Annotated in this window: 19 protein-coding genes; 6 read left to right on the forward strand and 13 right to left on the reverse strand. The window is 62.0% G+C overall.

The features are described from left to right. Positions 1 to 3 precede the first annotated feature (3 nt). The 3 genes from hisS to hisG are packed head-to-tail and all read left to right on the forward strand — an operon-like array spanning position 4 to position 3,266. Entirely contained in the window at positions 4 to 1,425 is a 1,422-nt protein-coding gene (gene hisS, locus RVAN_RS11915) for a histidine--tRNA ligase (protein ID WP_013419970.1), read from the forward strand. After that, a complete protein-coding gene (locus RVAN_RS11920; RefSeq protein ID WP_013419971.1) occupies positions 1,422 to 2,546 on the forward strand; it encodes an ATP phosphoribosyltransferase regulatory subunit in 1,125 nt (374 codons plus the stop codon). The genes hisS and RVAN_RS11920 overlap by 4 nt, the downstream gene beginning before the upstream one ends. 3 nt (positions 2,547 to 2,549) lie before the next feature. Next, a complete protein-coding gene (hisG, locus tag RVAN_RS11925) occupies positions 2,550 to 3,266 on the forward strand; it encodes an ATP phosphoribosyltransferase (RefSeq protein WP_013419972.1) in 717 nt (238 codons plus the stop codon). A 169-nt stretch (positions 3,267 to 3,435) separates the two neighbouring features. On the opposite strand, the gene RVAN_RS11930 is transcribed toward hisG, so the two are convergent. The 3 genes from RVAN_RS11930 to RVAN_RS11940 form a co-directional block, all read right to left on the reverse strand. Beyond that, positions 3,436 to 3,693, reverse strand: coding sequence for a hypothetical protein (locus tag RVAN_RS11930; protein ID WP_013419973.1), 258 nt, complete (start codon positions 3,691 to 3,693; stop codon positions 3,436 to 3,438). A gap of 257 nt (positions 3,694 to 3,950) precedes the next feature. Further along, the gene (locus RVAN_RS11935; RefSeq protein ID WP_013419974.1) at positions 3,951 to 5,675 is read right to left on the reverse strand and encodes a PHA/PHB synthase family protein; all 1,725 of its coding nucleotides are present in this window, start codon (positions 5,673 to 5,675) and stop codon (positions 3,951 to 3,953) included. Positions 5,676 to 5,867: 192 nt separating this feature from the next. Then, complete coding sequence (locus RVAN_RS11940; RefSeq protein WP_013419975.1) at positions 5,868 to 6,365, reverse strand: hypothetical protein; 498 nt, start codon at positions 6,363 to 6,365, stop codon at positions 5,868 to 5,870. 313 nt (positions 6,366 to 6,678) lie between these two features. Between RVAN_RS11940 and RVAN_RS11945 the strand changes: the two genes are divergently transcribed. Beyond that, positions 6,679 to 6,936: a GlsB/YeaQ/YmgE family stress response membrane protein gene (locus tag RVAN_RS11945; RefSeq protein WP_013419976.1), complete on the forward strand. Its 258-nt coding sequence runs from the start codon at positions 6,679 to 6,681 to the stop codon at positions 6,934 to 6,936. 1 nt (position 6,937) lies between these two features. Continuing rightward, a complete protein-coding gene (locus tag RVAN_RS11950) occupies positions 6,938 to 7,963 on the forward strand; it encodes a patatin-like phospholipase family protein (protein WP_013419977.1) in 1,026 nt (341 codons plus the stop codon). A gap of 71 nt (positions 7,964 to 8,034) precedes the next feature. Here RVAN_RS11950 and RVAN_RS11955 read toward each other — a convergent pair whose 3' ends face one another. The 4 genes from RVAN_RS11955 to RVAN_RS11970 form a co-directional block, all read right to left on the reverse strand. Continuing rightward, a complete protein-coding gene (locus RVAN_RS11955; protein WP_013419978.1) occupies positions 8,035 to 8,880 on the reverse strand; it encodes an AAA family ATPase in 846 nt (281 codons plus the stop codon). A gap of 73 nt (positions 8,881 to 8,953) precedes the next feature. Further along, on the reverse strand, positions 8,954 to 9,925 hold the full coding sequence (locus tag RVAN_RS11960) for an Hsp33 family molecular chaperone (RefSeq protein WP_013419979.1): 972 nt from the start codon (positions 9,923 to 9,925) through the stop codon (positions 8,954 to 8,956). After that, positions 9,925 to 10,863: an ornithine carbamoyltransferase gene (gene argF / locus RVAN_RS11965; protein ID WP_245257982.1), complete on the reverse strand. Its 939-nt coding sequence runs from the start codon at positions 10,861 to 10,863 to the stop codon at positions 9,925 to 9,927. The genes RVAN_RS11960 and argF overlap by 1 nt, the downstream gene beginning before the upstream one ends. A gap of 4 nt (positions 10,864 to 10,867) precedes the next feature. After that, entirely contained in the window at positions 10,868 to 12,049 is a 1,182-nt protein-coding gene (locus RVAN_RS11970; RefSeq protein ID WP_013419981.1) for an aspartate aminotransferase family protein, read from the reverse strand. 460 nt (positions 12,050 to 12,509) lie between these two features. Between RVAN_RS11970 and RVAN_RS11975 the strand changes: the two genes are divergently transcribed. After that, entirely contained in the window at positions 12,510 to 13,013 is a 504-nt protein-coding gene (locus RVAN_RS11975; RefSeq protein ID WP_013419982.1) for a GcrA family cell cycle regulator, read from the forward strand. Positions 13,014 to 13,282: 269 nt separating this feature from the next. Here the strand turns inward: RVAN_RS11975 and phoB are convergent, their stop codons facing one another. The 6 genes from phoB to RVAN_RS12005 form a co-directional block, all read right to left on the reverse strand. After that, a complete protein-coding gene (gene phoB / locus RVAN_RS11980) occupies positions 13,283 to 13,993 on the reverse strand; it encodes a phosphate regulon transcriptional regulator PhoB (protein WP_013419983.1) in 711 nt (236 codons plus the stop codon). Between the two features lie 123 nt (positions 13,994 to 14,116). Beyond that, complete coding sequence (gene phoU / locus RVAN_RS11985) at positions 14,117 to 14,842, reverse strand: phosphate signaling complex protein PhoU (protein ID WP_013419984.1); 726 nt, start codon at positions 14,840 to 14,842, stop codon at positions 14,117 to 14,119. A 98-nt stretch (positions 14,843 to 14,940) separates the two neighbouring features. Further along, on the reverse strand, positions 14,941 to 15,774 hold the full coding sequence (gene pstB / locus RVAN_RS11990; RefSeq protein WP_013419985.1) for a phosphate ABC transporter ATP-binding protein PstB: 834 nt from the start codon (positions 15,772 to 15,774) through the stop codon (positions 14,941 to 14,943). Then, positions 15,768 to 17,069, reverse strand: a complete 1,302-nt coding sequence (gene pstA, locus RVAN_RS11995) for a phosphate ABC transporter permease PstA (protein WP_041789076.1) — start codon at positions 17,067 to 17,069, stop codon at positions 15,768 to 15,770. The genes pstB and pstA overlap by 7 nt, the downstream gene beginning before the upstream one ends. Before the next feature lie 23 nt (positions 17,070 to 17,092). Beyond that, on the reverse strand, positions 17,093 to 18,553 hold the full coding sequence (gene pstC / locus RVAN_RS12000) for a phosphate ABC transporter permease subunit PstC (RefSeq protein WP_013419987.1): 1,461 nt from the start codon (positions 18,551 to 18,553) through the stop codon (positions 17,093 to 17,095). Positions 18,554 to 18,857: 304 nt separating this feature from the next. Beyond that, positions 18,858 to 19,943, reverse strand: a complete 1,086-nt coding sequence (locus RVAN_RS12005; protein WP_013419988.1) for a substrate-binding domain-containing protein — start codon at positions 19,941 to 19,943, stop codon at positions 18,858 to 18,860. Positions 19,944 to 20,021 lie beyond the last annotated feature (78 nt).

Genomic DNA, 20,021 nt, shown 5'->3' on the forward strand with positions numbered 1-20,021 from the left:
CGCATGAGCGACAAGAAGCCTTCCAAGACCCAGGTCAAAGCGCGACTGCCGAAAGGCATGCGCGACGTCGAAGCGCAGGAACTCCGCGCGCTGAAACACATGCTCGGCACCATCAGCGAGGTGTACGAGCGCTACGGCTTCGAGCCGCTCGACACGCCCGCGTTCGAATATACCGACGCGCTCGGCAAATTCCTGCCCGACACCGACCGCCCGAACGAGGGCGTGTTCTCGTTCCAGGACGAGGACGAGCAGTGGGTGTCGATGCGCTACGACCTGACCGCGCCGCTCGCGCGTTATGTCGCGCAGAATTTCGACGCCACGCCGAAGCCGTTCCGCCGCTACCAGACGGGCTACGTCTACCGCAACGAGAAGCCAGGCCCCGGCCGCTTCCGGCAATTCATGCAGTTCGACGCGGACACGGTCGGCACGGCGAACCCCGCCGCCGACGCCGAGATGTGCATGCTGGCGGCGGATACGCTGGAGGCGCTGGGGCTCGGCGGTTCGTATATAATAAAAGTGTCGAGCCGCACGCTTCTCGACACCGTTCTCGACGCGGCAGGCATCGACGACCAGAAAAAGCGTCTCGTTGTGCTTCGCGCCGTCGACAAATTCGACCGCCTCGGCGTCCCGGGTGTGTCCGACCTGCTCGGCAAGGGGCGCAAGGACGAAAGCGGCGACTTCACGCCGGGTGCGGATCTCGCGCCTGCGCAGGCGAACGCCGTGCTCGCGCTCCTCACAGGCGAAGCGCCCTCCGACGCAGCCATCGCTACCATCATCGAGCTCGTGCGCGGCGCAGGCTTCGGCGAGGATCGCATCCGCTTCGACCCCACCGTCGTGCGCGGCCTCGAATATTACACCGGCCCCGTCTTCGAGGCGGAACTCACCTTCCCCGCGACCGACGAAAGCGGCCAGGCCGTGCGCTTCGGCTCGGTCGGCGGCGGCGGACGCTATGACGGCCTCGTGTCGCGCTTCCGCTCGCAGCCAGTGCCCGCCACCGGCTTTTCAATCGGCGTTTCGCGGCTTTACGCGGCGCTGTCGCATCTCGGCAAGATCGACGCGGCGAAGGCGGCCGGGCCGGTCGTCGTGCTCGTCATGGATAAGGCGCGCGTCGGCGACTATCAGCGCATGGCGAAACAACTCCGCGATGCGGACATCCGCGCCGAGATGTATGTCGGCGAGGCAGGCATGAAGGCGCAGATGAAATACGCCGACAAGCGCGGCAGCCCGTGCGTTATCATTCAGGGCGAGGACGAGCGCGCGAAAGGCGAAGTCACCATCAAGGATCTGCTGGAAGGCTCGCGGCTGTCCGGCGAAATCTCGGATCATGCCGAGTGGAAAGAGGCGCGCCCCGCGCAGTTTTCCGTGAGCGAGGACGATCTCGTCGCCGCCGTGCAGAAACTCCTTGCAGAGCAGGCCAAGGCGTGACGGCGGAAGGCGCAAAGGAATTCGAGGCGCTCGAAGCGCAGGCCGCGGCCATCATGACGTTGTTCGCGGCGAAGGGTTACGTGCGCGTGGCCCCGGCCTTCATCCAGCCCGCGAGCCTGTTTCTGGACCGCATCGGCGAGAAGCTGCGCGCGAGAACCTACATTTTCAGCGATCCGAATGGCCAGGAACTGTGCCTTCGCCCGGACCTCACGCTGCCCGTGGCGCGCGTGTTTCTGGAACGCGGCGCAGCGGAGGGCGTTTCGAAATTTTGCTACAACGGCCCGGCGTTCCGCATTCAGGCGAAGCCTGAGCGGCTCCGCACGCGCGAATTCCGTCAGGCGGGCATCGAATATTACGGCGCGCGCGGCATCGATGCCGACCTTGAGGTGATGGCGCTGACGCTCGACGCGGTTCGCTCCTGCGGCGTGCTCGATTTCACGATCCGCGTCGGGCATATCGGCCTCGTCCGCGCGCTGTTGAACGCGCTCGACATGCCGCAACGTTGGCGGGACCGCCTCGCCCGCGCCTTCCGGCGGCAGGCCTTCGCGCAGGAGCTGGAAATCCTCTCCCGCTCGCAGGCCGACCGCGCCCCGGCGCTGCCAGAAACCGCGCTCAGCGAGGATGGCTTTCTCGCCCATCTCGACGCGAAGGCCGTGCCCTTCATCGGTCTTCGCCGTCCGACGGAAATCGTGAAGCGCTTGCAGCATAAGGCTGCGGACGTGCAGGAGCCGCCGCTTTCGGCCGAAACGGTGCGGCTCGCGCGCGATTATCTCGGCACGCGCGGCGACGTGGACACCGCGCTCGACCGCATCGCGTCCCTCGCCGCTGAAGCCTCGCTCGACCTTGGCCCCGTGATGGACGATGCGCGCGCGCTGCTCGACGGCATCAAGAAGCTCGCGGGCTGCGCGCCGGTGGTCTTCGAGGCCGATTTCGGGCGGCATTTCGAGTATTACACCGGCATGGTTTTCCGTATCGACGCGGCCGGCGTGGAGCGGCAGATCGCGGGCGGCGGGCGTTACGACGGCCTCATCCACGCGCTCTCCGGCGGCGCTTGCGACGTGCCCGCCGTGGGCGCGGCAATTCATACCGAGCGGCTGCTCGTCGCGGCCTCGGGGAGATAGCGCATGGACAAGCTCATCGTCGGCGTGCCGTCCAAGGGGCGGCTGATGGAAGACACGCTCGACCTGTTTCGCGCGGGCGGCATCGCCATCGAGAAGACGGGCGACGCGCGCGGCTACAAGGGCGCGATGGCGGGCGTGCCGGATGTCGCCGTGGAGTTTCTTTCGGCGGGCGAGATCGCGCGGCACCTGCAAAGCGGGCGCGTGCATCTCGGCGTTACGGGCGAAGACCTCGTGCGCGAGCAGATCCCCGATGCCGACGAGCGCGTGGACCTGCTGGTGAAATTCGGCTTCGGCCATGCCAATGTTGTGGTTGCCGTGCCCGATTGCTGGCTCGACGTGGAGACCATGGCCGACCTCGAAGAGGCAGGCGCGCTCTTCACCGCCGAGCACGGCAGGCGGCTTCGCATCGCCACGAAATATCCAATGCTGACGCGGCGTTTTTTTACGGACAAGGGCGTAGTCCACTATCGCACGGTGGAAAGCCTCGGCGCGACGGAAGGTGCGCCCGCCGCAGGCATGGCGGAAGGCATCGTCGACATCACGAGCACGGGCGCAACGCTCCGCGCGAACGGCCTGCGCATCCTCGCCGATGGTCTGATCCTTCAGTCCGAAGCCAATCTCGTCGCGGCGCGCGCGGCGCTCGTCGAACCTCGGTTGGCCGCGCTTTGCACCGACATCGCGAGTCGGCTGAAGGCGGCGCGTGACGTGAGCGCGGCCTGAAGCCGCCCTCGAAGCTCGAAGCCCTTCGCGCGCCTTGCAGTTGTCCGGCGGACGCCCCGGGGCGCTGGCATAAAGTGAGCCGAAATAGCGCCAGCAGAGCGCGCGACCGCTCAAGCCCCTAAAGCCAGAAACGCAGTTCGCCCAGCTCGAACCCCTTTACGGGATATGACTAGTCGTCAAGCACGGTCTTGATGAGGAAGAAGCGGATCGCGTCGGCGAGGATCACCTTGCACGTACGTTGATGACCCTGCTCGTCCTCAACTCTCGCCCGCGACAGAAGCGCCGAGATGTTTGTCTGCTCGGTTTCCGAAAGCTGGAGGATCTGGGTCATCTGGTCGATCACCGCCATGCCGTCCGAGCACGTCACGGCGCGCGCCGGGGTGGCGAGCGCGGCAACAATCGCGAATGAACACAAAAGCCTTTTCATCTTGAGTCAGCGACCTCGACCCGCTTGCCCGGCGACAAGAATTACCCACCGGGGAAAATCTGATAACTGTTTGAGCCACGACGCACAAGCCAAGAAAATCCGGCTTGTTTCAGGCAACATCACATGAAGCGGTTTACGACGGCAGGCTTTCGCCCGCCTTGTCGCATCCACGCATCACCTCGGCGACCAAAAAGCGCCTCATCTGAGGCACCGACGAAGCAAAAGAAGCGAGAGCGAAACTCTCGCTTTTTTCGTGGCTACTCGAACACGTAAGTCCCCGGCGCGTCGCATAGCGCGGGGTAACCCACGTTCGGCGCGCCCAGCTTGGGCGGCTGCACGGCCTCGTTCGATCCCGCGCGAAGCCATTTCGCCCATTCCGGCCACCACGAGCCATCTTTCGGCGGGTTGGTGCGGTGCCATGTCTCCGGGCCAACATAGGGCGTGTCGTGGCGCGATGTCGCGATGCGGTAATGGCGATGCTTGCGTCCCGGCTCGGACACGATGCCCGCGTTGTGGCCACCGCTCGTCAGCACGAAGGTCACGTCGGTGTCGGAGAGCACGTTGATTTGATACACCGAGCGCCACGGCGCAACGTGATCCGTCTCCGTGCCCACAACGAAGATGGGCGCGGTTATGTCGCGCAGTGCGATCGACCGCCCGTCCACATGAAAGCGCCCTTCAGCAAGCTGGTTGCCCATGAAGATGTCGCGCAGATATTCGGAATGCATGCGCGCGGGCATGCGCGTCGGGTCGGCGTTCCATGCCATGAGGTCCATCATGGATGTCCGCTCGCCGAGCATGTAGTCGTGGATCATGTGCGACCAGATGAGGTCGTTCGAGCGGAGAAGCTGGAACGCACCCGCCATCTGCGCGGAGGAAAGATAACCGCGCTCCTCCATCATATCTTCGAGGAACGCGAGCTGGCTCTCATTGACGAAAAGCTCAAGCTCGCCGGGTTGGCTGAAATCGGTTTGCGCGGCGAGCAGCGTCATCGACTTGAGGCGGTCGTCGCCATCGCGTGCCATGGCAGCCGCCGCGATGGATAACAGCGTGCCGCCGAGACAATAGCCGAGTGCGTGCACTTTCCGATTCGGCACGATCTGCGAGATTGCCTTCAACGCCTCCATGATGCCGAGGCGGCGGTAATCGTCCATGCCGGTGTCGGCGTAGCTTTCGTCCGGGTTTTTCCACGAGATCGCGAAGACCGTGAAGCCCTGATCGACCATATATTTGATGAGCGAGTTCTTCGCCGACAGATCGAGGATGTAATACTTCATGATCCAGGCCGGAACGATCAGCACCGGGTTCGGATGCACTTTCCCGGTTGTCGGGCTGTACTGGATCAATTCCATAAGGCGGGTGCGGGCGACGACCTTGCCGGGCGTCACCGCTAGCGTCTTGCCGACCTTGAACTCTTCGACGCCCGCCGGCGGCAGCCCAGCCGCATTGCGCTGCTTGTCCTCCAGCAGGTTCATGGCCCCGCGCATGAGGTTGAAACCACCTTCTCGCGTCGTCTTGTCGAGAAGTTCGGGATTTGTGGCGATGAAGTTGGACGGAGCGACCATGTCGAGCATCTGGCGCGCCAGGAAGTTTACAGCCTGCTCGTGTTCCTTGCTGACGCCATGGACATTCGTCGTCGCCGCATCCCAGAGGTTCTCCCAGACGAGAAAGCTCTGCTGCATCACGTTGAAGGGAAAGCGCTGCCAGTCTTCATGCGCGAAACGACGATCGGCCTTCGCGGGCGGCGGACAATCGCCCGCCGACAGATCGCCGCTCGTCATCGTCGCCAGCGTGTAACGCTGGAGCGCGACCGCGTCGGTGAAAAACTTCCAGCCGAGCTGAAGCCGTGTGCCCGGAGCCATCGACAGGTGCAGCGCCCAGTCCATATAACACAGCATCAACGCTGCGGGCGAGACTCCGCCCGTCTGTTTGGCCAACGCATAATGAAAAACGCGGTCGATCGCGCTCGTACTTCCGATCATGGCCCCTCCAATGCGGACACATACCCATTGCCGAGGGGCTTAACACGAAAAAACGGCCGCGCCGAGGGTTCAATCGGTAACGCAAGTTGTTAACGCGCGGAAAGCGTACGAAAAAGCACGCGGCACAAGGCTCCGCGTATCGCCTGACGTGCCGCGCGGGCGGGCTTCAACGGCTGTCGCGACGGCGCTCGGTCAGGCGCGGTTGTTATTGCCGAGGCCTGCCATGTATTCAGCGAAAGGCTGCGCGAGCTTTTCGCCCTCCTGCATGTAATCGCTTGCGAACCGCGTCAGGAACGATTGCTGGAGATTGCCGAATTCGGCGACTGTGCGGCATTGCGCGACCTGATCGGGCAGGCTCAGATATTGCTCCCAGCGGTTGCCGAAGAAGCGGCAAAGCTCGACCTGATGCTGAACGAAGCGCTTGAACAGGTCATCTCCAGACTTCTGCCATTGGGCCACGGCATTGTCATATACCGCCTTCTCGGCGTCGATTTCGGTCTTCGCGGCGGCCGAAAGCGCGGAAGCCGAGGCCGCGCCGTTCCCGCCAAAGCCTTCGACGGTGAAGCCCTGGATTTCGCGCGCGCTTTTTGCGAGGTTTTCGTAGTTCTTTTTCCATATATCGATGGATTCTACATATGCCTTCAATACCGGTGACAGGTCGAAGGTAGGATGCTGCGGGGATTGCTGCATGGGGCGCCTTCCTTATTGTTATCGAAGCCTGCTGCGTAAAAATAAGCTATGAGTTCGTTCCACGCATCTTCATAACCGGCATGTATTGAATAAATCGTGGAACACTTTATCTCATTTTGAATATATGCAAACGCCCTACGAGACGCCTACGCTGCTGCGCGCCCTTCATGAATTGATACGCTCAAGTCTATCAGGCAACACGCCTTGGCTTATGAAACTCAAGGGCAACTTAAGCCTTCCTCCCCTATAGTGCGCGCAAAGCAAGCTCGAAGAGGGGTGAGACAATGTCCTTCAGTCTTCCGCAGATTTTCGTGTGGGTCGTCATCGGATCGCGGGCGGCTCGCTCGCCGGCATTCTCGTCACGCGGGAGCGACGCGGCTTCGGCTTCTGGCCCAATCTCGGGCTCGGGCTGCTTGGCGCTGTCGTGGGCGGCGCGCTGTTCCGCATCTTCAACCTGTTGCCGGATCTCGAAAACGTCGCCGTTTCGATGCGGGACATCGTGTCCGCGCTGATCGGCTCGCTCCTCGTGCTCGCGCTTCTTTGGGCCTACCAACGTAACAAGGCCGTCTAGGATGGTGCAGAGCCGCGCGCCCATAACCGTCGACCTCGCGCTTCAGGGCGGGGGCTCACATGGCGCCTTCACCTGGGGCGTGCTCGACCGGTTGCTCGAAGAGCCATGGCTCACCATTGAGGGCATCTCCGGCACATCGGCGGGCGCGATGAACGCCGCGGTCATGGCCTGCGGTCTCGGCAAGGGCGGCCGCGACGGCGCGCGCGCCTCGCTCGATGCCTTCTGGACGCGCGTTGGCGAAGCGGCGCGGTTCAGCCCGTTCCAGCGCAGCCCGCTCGACGTGATGCTCGGCCGCTGGTCGATCGATACCTCGCCACTGTTCGTAGCGCTCGACATGACGGCACGGCTGTTTTCGCCATACGACCTGAACCCCGGCGGCGCGAACCCCTTGCGCGACATCCTCGCGGAAAGCATCGACTTCGACCTGCTGCCGAAAGTGCCGCTGAAACTTTTTATCACCGCCACGAACGTGCGCACGGGGCGCGGTCGCGTCTTCACCAACGCCGAGTTGTCGCCCGATGTGCTGCTCGCATCGGCTTGCCTGCCGACGCTGTTTCAGGCTGTGGTCATCGATGGCGAACCCTATTGGGACGGCGGCTATTCCGGCAATCCCACCATCACGCCGCTGGTGCGCGGCTGTACGGCCGAGGACGTCATCCTCGTGCAAGTGAACCCCGTCGAGCGCGGCGGCACGCCCAAGACCGCGCGCGATATCCTGAACCGGCTCAACGAGGTGTCGTTTAACGCCACGCTGCTGAAGGAACTGCGCATGATCGCGATCCTGAAGCAGGTCGCCGATGCGGGCGATTGCGAGGGCGCGCGCTGGGCGAAGATGCGCATCCACCGCGTCGGGAGCGAGATGATTGCGGAGCTTGGCTCGTCGTCGAAGCTCAACGCGGAGGCCGTGTTCCTCACAATGCTGCGCGACGAGGGGCGGCGCGCGGCGGACGCATTCCTTGCGGCGAACGCGGGCGATATCGGCGCGCGGTCTACGCTGGATCTGGATGCTTTGCGGGAGGAGGTTTGATTGTTGGTATCTGGAATATCGCTATCAGCGCATGATAGAAAACATCCTTTGCGACGCTCGTAGCTGAATATTCACTCCCCCCGCCGTCGGCTTAGAAAAGCCAGCCGCTCGAACAACTGCACGTCCTGCTCGTTCTTGAGCAGCGCGCCGTGCAGCGGCGGGATGAGTTTGCGCGGGTCGCGCTCCTTCAGCGTCTCTGGGTCGATGTCCTCGTTGACGAGCAGCTTGATCCAGTCGATCAGCTCCGAGGTTGACGGCTTCTTCTTCAGCCCAGTCACGTCGCGGATGTCGTAGAAGATGCTGAGCGCTTCATGCAGAAGGCGCGGCTTCAGGCCGGGGAAGTGCACGTCCACGATGGCGCGCATCGTGTCGCGGTCGGGGAAGCGGATGTAGTGGAAGAAGCAACGCCGCAGAAACGCGTCCGGCAGTTCTTTCTCGTTGTTCGACGTGATGATGACCACGGGGCGCACGGCGGCCTTCACAACCTCGCCCGTCTCGTAGACGTGGAACTCCATGCGGTCGAGTTCCTGCAACAGGTCGTTCGGAAACTCGATGTCGGCCTTGTCGATCTCGTCGATGAGCAGCACGGGCCGTACGGGCGCGTCGAACGCCTCCCACAGCTTGCCCTTGCGAATGTAATTGCGGATGTCCTTCACGCGCTCGTCGCCGAGCTGGCTGTCGCGCAGGCGGCTCACCGCGTCGTATTCGTAAAGGCCCTGCTGCGCCTTGGTCGTTGACTTCACATGCCATTCGATGAGCGGCGCGCCGACTGCGGCGGCGACCTCATGCGCGAGCACGGTCTTGCCGGTGCCCGGCTCGCCCTTCACCAGAAGCGGGCGCTCCAGCACGATGGCCGCGTTCACGGCCACACGCAGGTCGTCGGTGGCGACGTAGCTCTCGGTTCCTTCAAAGCGCATGCCGTCCGTCTCCTGCATATGAAAAGGACACGGGTTGCGCCCGTGTCCCGCCGTGTCTCGCTTCAGCCTGCGGTCAATTCGGCTCGCCGCGATGCATATAGTGATCGGCGACGAAGCTGTATTGCGTGTTGCAGAACTCGCACTTCACGACAATCATGCCATCTTCGGCCATCGCCTCCACCTGATCCGGCGAGAACTGTTCGAGCATCGCTTCCACGCGCTCGCGCGAGCAGTTACAGCGCGCCTCCATCGGAGCCGCGTCGAACACGCGAACGCCTTCCTCATGGAACAGGCGATAGAGCAGGCTGTCGGAGCCGAGCGTCGGGTCGAGCAGTTCGTGGTCCTGAACGGTCGCCGCCAGCGCCTGCGCGCGCCGCCAGCCATCGTCGTCCACCTCGTCGGAGGCGACATCCGGGCCGGATTCGTACCCGCCCTCGCGCGTGAGCTTCTGCACCATCAGCCCGCCCGCGCGCCATGTCCAATGGCCCTGCTTGCCGTCCTCGCCCGCCGTGTATTGCCGGGCGACGGCGATGCGGATGAAGGTCGGGATCTGCTCGGACTGGTCGAAATATTCATGCGCGGCGTCGACGAGCGTGTTTCCCGCCAGCGCGACGATGCCCTGATAGCGCTCCATGCCCGCGCCGGGATCGATGGTCATCGCGAGATGGCCGTTTCCGATCAGCGGCTTTTTCGGCGCGGCGCCGTTGAGCAGGTGCGCGACTTCGTCCGCATCGTAGCTCGCATAGCCACGGATCTGGCCCGGCGAGGTGTAATGCACGACGAGAAAGCCCACGGCCCCGTCGGACTGCGTTTGCAGGATGAACTTGCCATCGAACTTCAGCGCGGCGCCGAGCATCGCGGTGAGCGTGACCGCCTCGCCGAGAAGGAGCAGCACCGGCTCGGGATATTCGTGCCGCCCGAGGATGCTGTCGAGCACGGGACCGAGGCGCACGAGCCGCCCTCGCGCACCCGACGCTTCCAATTGAAATGGCAAGACGTAGTCGTTGTACTTCGCGCCGGGATCGCCGGCAAAATCTCCACCCATCAAACCTTCTCGAAGCACCATGCGAGTATTGCCCGCTGCGCGTGCAGCCGGTTTTCGGCTTCGTCAAAGACCACGGATTGCGGGCCGTCGATAACGTCGTCCGTTACCTCCCTGCCGCGGTGCGCCGGCAGGCAATGCATGAATATGGCATTCTTGTCGGCTTTTTCCATGAGGGCGGCGTTCACCTGATAGGGCGCAAGCAGCGTCTCGCGCTCGGCGACATTTTCCTGGCCCATAGAGACCCAAACATCCGTCACCACGCAATCGGCACCGGCCACGGCAACGGCCGGATCTTCGACCACGGTGATGCGGCCACCTTCGTCGTTTGCCCAGTCGAGGAAGCTCCGCGGGGGCTGAAGGAGCTTAGGCGTCGCGAGCGTCATCGCAAAGCCGAAGCGCACGGCGGCATGAACCCACGACGCGGTGACGTTGTTGAAGTCCCCGATCCATGCGACCTTGAGCGGGGCGACATCGCCCTTGTGCTCTTCGAGCGTCATGATGTCGGCGAGGATCTGGCACGGGTGCGAGCGATCCGACAGGCCGTTGATGACGGGCACCGCTGAGTGCTCCGCGAGTTCGATCAGCGCCTCATGCGAAGTGCAGCGCATCATGATCGCATCGACGTAGCGCGACAGTACGCGCGCCGTGTCGGCGATGGTCTCGCCGCGCCCGAGCTGCATGTCGTTGCGGTTCAGCACGATGGTTTCGCCGCCGAGCTGACGCATCGCGACGTCGAACGACACACGGGTGCGCGTAGACGATTTCTCGAACAGCATGGCAAGAACCTTGCCCTCGGCAACCTTGGGCCAATCCGAGGCGGGGCTGGTCTTGATCAGCTTTTTGAGCGCACGCGCATTGTCGAGGATAAGCCGAAGCGTATCGAAGTCGTAATCGTCGATGTCGAGAAAATGACGCGGAGCCGAGGGCTCTTTGATCATCGAATTACGCTGAAAGTGTAGCATCGAGCCTCGCACATGCGCTTTCTATCTTCTCGCACGCATCTTTGATTTCGGCTTCTGTCACGATGAGCGGTGGCAGAAGTCTGACAACGTTGTCACCCGCAGACACCGTCAGCAGCTTTTCTGCAAAAAGCGTGCTAGACACGTCCGCGCTCGGCACTTTGCATTTCAGACCAAGCAGGAGCCCTTCGCCGCGAATGTCGGCGATGATGCGTGGGTGACGGTCTATGATTTCAGCAAGCCGCTGCTTGAAAAGCAAGCTCATCTCTTGAACATTGCCAAGAAATTCGGGCTTCGTCGCGATATCGAGCACGGCGTTCGCCACGGCCATCGCGAGGGGGTTGCCGCCGAAGGTCGAACCGTGGCTACCCGCCGTCATACCGGAGGCCGCCTTTTCGGTCGCGAGACACGCGCCCACGGGGAAGCCGCCGCCGATCCCCTTGGCGATGCCCATGATATCTGGCTCGATGCCCGCCCATTCATGCGCGAAGAGCTTGCCAGTGCGGCCGACGCCCGTTTGCACCTCGTCCAGAATAAGAAGGAGGCCGTGCTCGTCCGCGATTTCCCGAAGCGCGCGGAGGAACGGCCAGCCGACCGGCCGAACGCCGCTCTCGCCCTGGATCGGCTCGATCAGCAGCGCCGCCGTTTCGTGCGTAATCGCCGCGCGCAGAGCGTCGAGGTCGCCGACAGGCACCTGGTCGAAGCCGTCTACCTTCGGGCCGAAGCCCTTCAGGTGCTTTTCCTGATTGCCCGCCGCGATGGTGGCAAGCGTGCGCCCGTGGAACGCGTCTACGAAGGTAATGACGCGCCAGCGCTCGGGCTGCCCATTATAGGAGTGATATTTGCGCGCCATCTTGATGGAGCATTCCATCGCCTCGGCGCCGGAGTTGGTGAAAAAGACCTTGTCCGCGAACGTCAACGCGCAAAGCCGCTCAGCGAGGCGCTCCTGCCCCGGCACGCGATACAGGTTCGACGTGTGCCAAACCTTGTGCGCCTGCTCCGTAAGGGCGGCGATGAGATGGGGGTGCGCGTGTCCGAGAGCGTTAACCGCGACACCGCTGCCGAAGTCGAGATATCGTTCCCCCGCTGCGGTTTCGAGCCACGCGCCTTCGCCGCGCTCGAATTCAACATTGATCCGCGCATAGGTCCCGAGAACCGCAGACATTTTTCCACTCGTTTTCAAATTAAAAAAGCCGCTCCGTCTGGCGGGCGGCTCAGGCTCGTTGGCTTATTTTCCAACAGTTCGCGCCAGTGTCAACCGGCATAAAAGACACAGCGCACCCCAAATGTAACGATTTACGCCTGCGTTAAGGTTTCAGAAATTTGTCGGGACGGCACTTTTGTGCAATTATGCTCCCATGAGATGGAGTGGTGCCATCGCCTTCCGAAATGCGCGTAGCCGCATACACCACCTCGCATAGTACCAATGCGAAGCTTGTATCTCTGTAAATTGCGTTCTCGATAGCCCTCCTTGATGTGGAGGGTACGCCCCGAGTTTCTGGGCGTCGGGATTACGCTTGTGTCTCCTTGTCTTGCGTTAGCGCCCGTGGCCCCGCTGGTCATCCGTCCAGCGGTCACGACCTTATTCGCGGTTCGTCCGCCGGAATGAACGAGGAGCTAACTTTATGAGTTGGACAGACGAACGTGTTGACCTTTTGAAAAAGCTTTGGGCCGACGGCTTGAGCGCAAGCCAGATCGCCACCAAACTTGGAGAAGTTACGCGTAATGCTGTTATTGGGAAAGTACATCGCCTCGGACTTGCCGGCCGCGCGACCACTTCGCGCATCAGAACGGCTCGTCCCCGCTCGAATATTGCACTTTTCCCAACGCGGTCGCCGCAGGTTCAGTATCGCACCTTCGGCAATACAGCACTGAAGATCTCGCCTGAGCCCGAGCAACGCAAGCCAGCAACGATCATTCCGCTGACCTTGCCCGACCTCGAGCCTGCGCCCGAAGGGTTGATCCGACTGGTCGACCTCAAGGAAAACATGTGTCATTGGCCGGTTGGCGATCCCATGGAAGACGGTTTTCACTTTTGCGGACGCCGGAAGAACTCCGGAAGCCCCTACTGCGAACACCACTCAGCGATTGCCTACAACCCTGTTGCCAAGAAACGCCGCGCCATGTGATCGGCGCAACTCATCTATACGGTGAGTCGCAAAGCTTGATCGAAACTTTTGTTGATGGCGTGCGGCAATGTTTAGGTCTGTGCTTTTTGGGCCACATAAGATACAGCGGGGGTGTGAAGCCGGGGTGCAGGCCCCGGCTTCCGTCTTTTTATGGAGCCGCTGTTCCGCCTGCGTTTTCGAGTGAATATCGCTCAGTAGCGCGCATTTTTCCTCAGCCTGTCTAGCGCATAAGCCTCTGCCGCTTTTGTGAAAGCGCTCCGCCCGCGACGCTACTCGGATAAGCTCTGCCCCGGAAATCTCTCGCCCAGCGCATAACCCGCGCCGCGAACGGTGCGGATCGGGTCTTTTTCCTTGCCCCGATTAATTGCCTTGCGTAGGCGTCCGATGTGCACGTCCACCGTGCGTTCGTCCACATAGACGTCGCGGCCCCATACGCCGTCGAGCAACTGCGTCCGCGAGAACACGCGGCCGGGGCTTTCCATCAGAAATTCCAGAAGCTTGAACTCGGTCGGGCCGAGCCGCACCTCGCGGCCGCTTCGCATCACGCGATAAGTTTCGCGGTCGAGTTCGATGTCCTCAACCTCAAGCGTTTGCGATATGCGCTCCGGCGCGGCACGGCGAAGGATCGCCTTCACGCGCGCCAGAAGTTCCGGCACCGAAAACGGCTTCACCACATAATCGTCCGCGCCGACGGTCAGGCCGCGAATGCGATCCGTCTCTTCGCCGCGCGCCGTCAGGAGCAGGATCGGAATTGTTCGCGCCGTTTTCCCCGCGCGCAGGCGGCGACATAGCTCGATACCCGAGAGCCCGGGCAACATCCAGTCGAGGATGATGAGATCCGGCGGCTCTTCGCCGATGGCAACTTCCGCCTCGTCGCCGCGCTGCGAGATGGAAACCGAAAAGCCCTCTGCTTCGAGATTATATTGAAGCAAAAGAGCGAGGGCCTCTTCGTCTTCGACAATCAGAATCTTGGCATTCATCGTCTGCTCTTGCTACCCGCGCCAGCACTCCCCTAGCAAAAAGGGGCGTGCGGTTGGCTCGTCCTTCTATCGCGAAAAAGCCCGTTCATCGTTTCAAAGCGCTCGCTTCACGCGCAAAGCGCTTCAGGCCTTCGCCGGCATCAGGCGACCGAGCGTCAGCGAACTCGTGCTGTCCGCCTTCGGGCGTTCATCGCCGAGTGCCTTTCCGTGAATCAGGAAATATATGGTCTCAGCGATGTTGGTCGCGTGATCGCCGATGCGTTCGATGTTCTTCGCGCCGAACAGGAGATGCGCGTAAACGCTGGCACTCTGCGGCTCGTCCATCATCGTCGTCAACAGTTCGCTGTAGAGCGAATTATACATGGCGTCGATCTCTTGATCGCGCTGCCAGACCGCAAGCGCCGCGTCCGCGTCTCGCTGCGAATAAGCGTCCAGCACGTCCTTCAACTGGCGCAGCGCCGCCTCGCCGATATGCACGAACCCGGTCATGACCTGCTTCGGCCGAGGCTCGGCCGCAATCGCGATGGCGCGCTTGGCGATGTTCTTCGATAAGTCGCCGATACGTTCGAGGTCGAGCGCGATGCGGATCGCGGTGACGATCTGTCGAAGATCGGACGCCACCGGCGCGCGGCGTGCGATGATGGAGATGGCGAGCTCGTCCACGAGCCGTTCCAGCGTGTCGATGCTGCGATCGTTGGCGAGCGTCACCTCGGCGAGATCGGGGTCGCGATGATAGAGCGCGTCGATGGCCTGTCCCAAGGCTTGTTCGGCGAGGCCGCCCATCTGGGCGATCATCGTGTCGAGCGACTTCAACTCCCCTTCGTACGATCTGTCGACATTTCCAGACACTACCGTTTCCTCCGGTGCGGTCGCGCAACCACGATGCGCGCCGACCTTTTTATGGTGACGGGCCGGGCCGCAGCCTGCCCCGTTGCGATGTCAAGGCTCTAGCCAAACCGCCCGGTGATGTAGTCCTGCGTACGCTTGTCCTTCGGATTCATGAATATCTGATCGGTCGTATCCTCTTCCACAAGATAACCCAAATGGAAGAAGGCTGTCCGCTGAGAAACGCGCGCCGCCTGCTGCATGTTATGCGTCACGATGACAATGCAGTAGTTTTCGCGAAGCTCGTCGATCAACTCTTCGATCTTCGCGGTTGCAATCGGATCGAGTGCGGAGCACGGCTCATCCATCAGGATGACTTCCGGGCTGACCGCAATGGCGCGAGCGATGCAAAGCCGCTGCTGCTGGCCGCCGGAAAGGCCGGTGCCTTCGCCATCGAGGCGATCCTTCACCTCATTGAACAGGCCTGCGCGTTGCAGGCTCTTGACCACGATTTCTTCGAGATCGCTCTTAGATTTGGCGAGCCCGTGAATACGCGGCCCGTAGGCCACGTTCTCGAAGATCGTTTTCGGAAACGGGTTCGGCTTCTGGAACACCATGCCGACGCGCGCCCGCACCTGCACCGGGTCCACATCGGGACCATATATGTTTTTCCCCTGGACGAGGATTTCGCCCTTCACGCGCGCGCTCGCAATGGTGTCGTTCATGCGGTTGAAACAGCGCAGAAACGTGCTCTTGCCGCAGCCCGATGGACCGATGAAGGCCGTGACGCTGCGGTCGGGGATGTCGATACCGACGCTGAAAAGCGCCTGCTTCTCACCGTAAAATACCGAGACGTTGCGCGCCGTTATCTTGTAGTCGACCGGCTGTGCCGTCGGTAAGCCCGAAGCGGTGCGGCTGGAATTGAGGGCACTCGGTTCGATAGAGAAATCTACCATTTGCGTTCGTACCTTTTCCGCAGGACCATGGCGAGAATGTTCATGACGGCAAGAATGCCGAGCAGGACGATGGTTGCGCCCGCTGTCTTTTCAACGAAGCCGCGTTCGGCCTCCGTCGCCCACATGTAGATCTGCACCGGCAGGGCAGTCGCGGGATCAAGCGGCGAACTTGGCACGTCCACCACGAAGGCAACCATGCCGATCATCAGAAGCGGCGCCGTTTCACCGATGGCTTGAACGAGGCCAATGATCGTTCCGGTGATGATGCCGGGAAGCGAGAGCGGCAGTACGTGGTGGAACACGCTTTGCACTTTCGAGGCGCCGACGCCGAGAGCGGCCTCGCGGATCGATGGCGGCACGGCAGTAATCGAGGCGCGCGTGGCGATGATCACGGTCGGCAGCGTGCGAAGCGTGAGCACGAGCCCGCCGACGAGCGAGGCGGAGCGCGGCAGCCCGGCGAAGTTGATGAACACCGCCAGACCGAGGAGGCCGAAGACGATCGACGGCACGGCGGCAAGGTTATTGATGTTCACTTCTATGATGTCGGTGATGCGGTTCCGTGGCGCGAACTCTTCAAGATAAATGGCAGCCGCGACCCCCAAAGGCACCGACAGCAACACCACGATCAACATGATGTAAAACGAGCCGAGCAGCGCCACCGCAAGCCCCGCCGTCTCCGGCTGGCTCGATGCGGTGTTGGTGAAAAGCCCGCTGTTGAACGATTTCTCCATCGCCCCCGACGCGGTGAGCTTGTCGATCCAAGAAATCTGCTGATCGGATATTTGCCGGTTCTGCTGGGGCAATTGGCGGTCGATCTTGCCCTTCGCGAAGGCATCGACGTTACCGCTCGCTAAGACCCAGACATTTTGCGTCGTGCCGATGATCTTGGGATCGGCGGCGACCATGGCGCGAAGCTGCGAGTCGACATCCCGCGAGATGAGCGCATTCGCCGCCTGACGCTGTGCCCGGCTCGACGGATCGACGCCGAGCTGCCCGTAAAGCGCCTGGTTCGCCAGCTTCTGGTAATTCGCCTGGGCCAGCGTGTTTGCGTTCCGCGTTCCCTCCGGGTCGATCTCGGCGGCGTCGAACTTGATCGGCAGTTCGATCGACGTCTGGAAGAAGGCCGTCCAGCCGTCGCGAATGATGGTGCCGAAAAGAATGACGAGGAAGGACATGCCAAGCGCGATGGCGATCAGGCCGTAAGCCTGAAACCGCACTTCCTCGCGGCGGCGCCGACGCATCAGCGCTGGATTATCGAACCGACCGACAGTCTCGGCTGCGTCGCTATCGGACATGCTGGGATCTTGGGCCACCGCGCTCATTCGTATTGCTCCCGGTATTTCCGTACGATGTAGAGGGCGTAGACGTTCAAGCCCAGCGTGAGGATGAACAGCGTAAACCCGAGCGCGAACGCGACCAGCGTTTGCGGCGTGTTGAATTCGAGGTCGCCCGTAAGCTGGCTCACGATCTTCACCGTAATGGTGGTCACGGATTCAGCCGGGTTCAGTGTGAGGTTCGCGGCGATGCCCGCAGCGAGAACCACGATCATCGTTTCGCCGATTGCGCGCGAGGCAGCCAGCAGGATAGCGCCGACAATGCCGGGCAGAGCGGCAGGCAGGATCACGCGCTTGATGGTTTCCGACTGCGTCGCACCGAGCCCGTAGGAGCCTTCGCGCAACGCATTCGGGATGGCGGAGATGATGTCGTCGGACAACGATGACACGAAGGGAATGATCATGATCCCCATCACGATGCCCGCCGTTAGCACACTTGTCGGCTGGATCACGAGCCCAATCTCGGACCCTACGAAGTTGAGGAACGGACCGACCGTCACCACCGCGAAGAAGCCGTAAACGATGGTCGGGATACCGGCCAGCATTTCCAGCGCCGGCTTCACGGTCGCGCGCACTTTCGGGTGGGCGTATTCAGACATGTAGATGGCGGCGAGCAGGCCGATCGGCACCGCGACGACCAGCGCCACGATGGAGATATAGAGCGTGCCCCACATCAGCGGCAAAAGGCCGAACTGCCCCTGGCCGCCCGCATCGCCGGCGCTCGCAAACCGGGGATCCCAGATCGTGCCGGTCAGGAAGTCGATGATGGACACATGCTTGAAGAACGCGATGCTCTCGAACAGCACCGAAAGCACGATGCCGACCGTCGTCATGATGGCGACCGAAGACGCGGCCATAAGCGCCAATATGACGACCTGCTCCACGCGATTGCGCGCGCGCAGGTTTGGCGAAAGCTTTCGGAAAGCGAAAATGAAGCCGAAGATCGCGAGGAACGCCGCCACGGCCGTCTTCGCGAGGCGGCTCAAGTGGCGAATGTTATTCAGTTCTTCGGCGGAGGCGATGACCGCTGCAGCGGGCGGGGTGGCGATCACGACGCCCTTGCTCTCGAACAGACGCTGAGCTTCCTTCGGGCTCGCCTTGGCAGCGGCAACCTCTGCCGGCGTGAGCCGTTCCAGACCGGTCGCGACGCTGCGAACGACGCCCATCGCAAGCCCGATCTGCCCTTCCGAGCCTTCAAGCACTTGCGCGGGCAGATTGGACTCGACCTCAGCCTGGATGAAGCGCGGCTCGACAGCGGACCACACCAGCAACACAAGGATGGCGGGGAGTGCCGTCCAAAGCGCGAGGTAGCCGCCATGATAACCGGGGCGCGAGTGAACCGCGCGGGGATTATCGGGGGATAACCGCTTGGCTCGCCAGAAGCCTGTGACGAAGGCAACGATTGCGGCGAGAAGCAGACAAAAAAGCAATGCGCTAAGTGACACGACCGTCTCCGAGAGGGAGTTCGACGATTTCGATCATAGGCAGGCGCCGCGAGGTGTTCGTCATCGCAAATGCGCCATTCGAGCGGCGTTGGAGCGTTCCGCTGCGGGGTCCGGCTGTCTGCATTTCCGCATTGAAAGGTGTCCTGCGCGCAGTCCTCGCCGGAGAAGATACTACAGACGGGGCATTTCATAGAATAGAATGACGAAACAAAGCAACTCGCGTGTGGCGTAATCATTGTGGGGTTGATGCACGCCACACGCTTCCGTTCGGGGTGCCGGGTAGAGCCGCGACACCTATGCAGTCTTAGCTGAGCGGAGCCAGCGGCTTCAGGTCTTTAACGATCTCGCGAACCGCCTTGGCTTCGGCTTCCGGCAGCGGAACGAGGCCGTACTGAGCAAGCGGACCGTCTTCGCCGATCATCTTGTCGCTGACGAAGAATTCGGAATATTCCTTCAGACCCGGGATAACGCCGACGTGAGCCTTCTTCACGTAGAAGAACAGCGGGCGGGAAACCGGGTACTTGCCAGCCGAGATGGTCTCGACGGACGGCGTCACGCCGCCAACGGTCGCAACGCGGAGCTTGTCGGTGTTGTTCTCGTAGAAGGCGAGACCGAACACGCCGATCGATTCCTTGTTCGCCTGAAGACGAGCGAGGGTTTCCGTGTAGTCGCCGTCGATGTCGATGGCATGCTTGCCGCCGTCATCCTTGCGAACTTTCGCGCAAGCCTTCTCGGTCGCGCCGTGGAGCTTGTCTTCAGCTGTGCCGGCTGCCTTCAGCTTCTCGGCAATGAGCTTGTCCGCGCCGGTCGCCTTGCAGCCAGCAACGAGAACCTTCTCTTCGAAGACTTCGCGCGTGCCGTGCTTTTCGCCCGGGATGTAGGCAACGATTTCCCAGCCGGGGAACGCGGCGTTGACTTCTTTCCAGGTCTTGTTGGGGTTCGCGACGAGCTTGCCGTCAACGACGATTTCGGGAGCGAGGGCGTTGAACCAATCCTTCGCTTCATACGCGAAAGCCGCGCCCTTCACGTCGGAGGCGAACACGATGCCATCATAGCCGAACTTCACTTCGACCACGTCGGCGACGCCGTTCTTCGTGCAGGTTTCCTGCTCGCCCTTCTTGATGCGGCGCGAGGAGTTCGCGATGTCGATCTTGTCTTCACCGACGCCGTCGCAGAACTGCTTGAGGCCAGCACCCGAACCGCCGGATTCGACGACGGGAGCCTTCAGACCGGCATTCGCCTTCGCGAAATTCTCGGCAACGATCTTCGCATAGGGGAAGACGGTCGAGGAACCGGCAATTTTAACCTGATCGCGGGCAGAAGCGGAATCGGCTGCAAAGAGGCCGACAGCCGCCGTAGCCGCCACGAGTGCGGTGACACGATAATTCAATGTGCTCTCCCTTGAGATTGGAACCAGCCTTTTGAGCGGTTCAACGCGCTGAAACCCTAGGGCAGCGCCATGTCTCTT

It is taken from the genome of Rhodomicrobium vannielii ATCC 17100 (genome assembly GCF_000166055.1).
Lineage (GTDB): Bacteria > Pseudomonadota > Alphaproteobacteria > Rhizobiales > Rhodomicrobiaceae > Rhodomicrobium > Rhodomicrobium vannielii.

Coding starts and splice junctions, on each gene's coding strand:
- RVAN_RS11935 (WP_013419974.1), bottom strand. CDS start 5,675: ATGATCGGAAGTACGAGCGCGATCGACCGCGTTTTTCATTATGCGTTG.
- pstB (WP_013419985.1), bottom strand. CDS start 15,774: ATGGTAGATTTCTCTATCGAACCGAGTGCCCTCAATTCCAGCCGCACC.
- hisG (WP_013419972.1), top strand. CDS start 2,550: ATGGACAAGCTCATCGTCGGCGTGCCGTCCAAGGGGCGGCTGATGGAA.
- RVAN_RS11950 (WP_013419977.1), top strand. CDS start 6,938: ATGGTGCAGAGCCGCGCGCCCATAACCGTCGACCTCGCGCTTCAGGGC.
- hisS (WP_013419970.1), top strand. CDS start 4: ATGAGCGACAAGAAGCCTTCCAAGACCCAGGTCAAAGCGCGACTGCCG.
- RVAN_RS11975 (WP_013419982.1), top strand. CDS start 12,510: ATGAGTTGGACAGACGAACGTGTTGACCTTTTGAAAAAGCTTTGGGCC.
- RVAN_RS11930 (WP_013419973.1), bottom strand. CDS start 3,693: ATGAAAAGGCTTTTGTGTTCATTCGCGATTGTTGCCGCGCTCGCCACC.
- argF (WP_245257982.1), bottom strand. CDS start 10,863: ATGATCAAAGAGCCCTCGGCTCCGCGTCATTTTCTCGACATCGACGAT.
- RVAN_RS11955 (WP_013419978.1), bottom strand. CDS start 8,880: ATGCGCTTTGAAGGAACCGAGAGCTACGTCGCCACCGACGACCTGCGT.
- RVAN_RS11960 (WP_013419979.1), bottom strand. CDS start 9,925: ATGGGTGGAGATTTTGCCGGCGATCCCGGCGCGAAGTACAACGACTAC.
- pstA (WP_041789076.1), bottom strand. CDS start 17,069: ATGTCCGATAGCGACGCAGCCGAGACTGTCGGTCGGTTCGATAATCCA.
- RVAN_RS11970 (WP_013419981.1), bottom strand. CDS start 12,049: ATGTCTGCGGTTCTCGGGACCTATGCGCGGATCAATGTTGAATTCGAG.
- RVAN_RS11940 (WP_013419975.1), bottom strand. CDS start 6,365: ATGCAGCAATCCCCGCAGCATCCTACCTTCGACCTGTCACCGGTATTG.
- phoB (WP_013419983.1), bottom strand. CDS start 13,993: ATGAATGCCAAGATTCTGATTGTCGAAGACGAAGAGGCCCTCGCTCTT.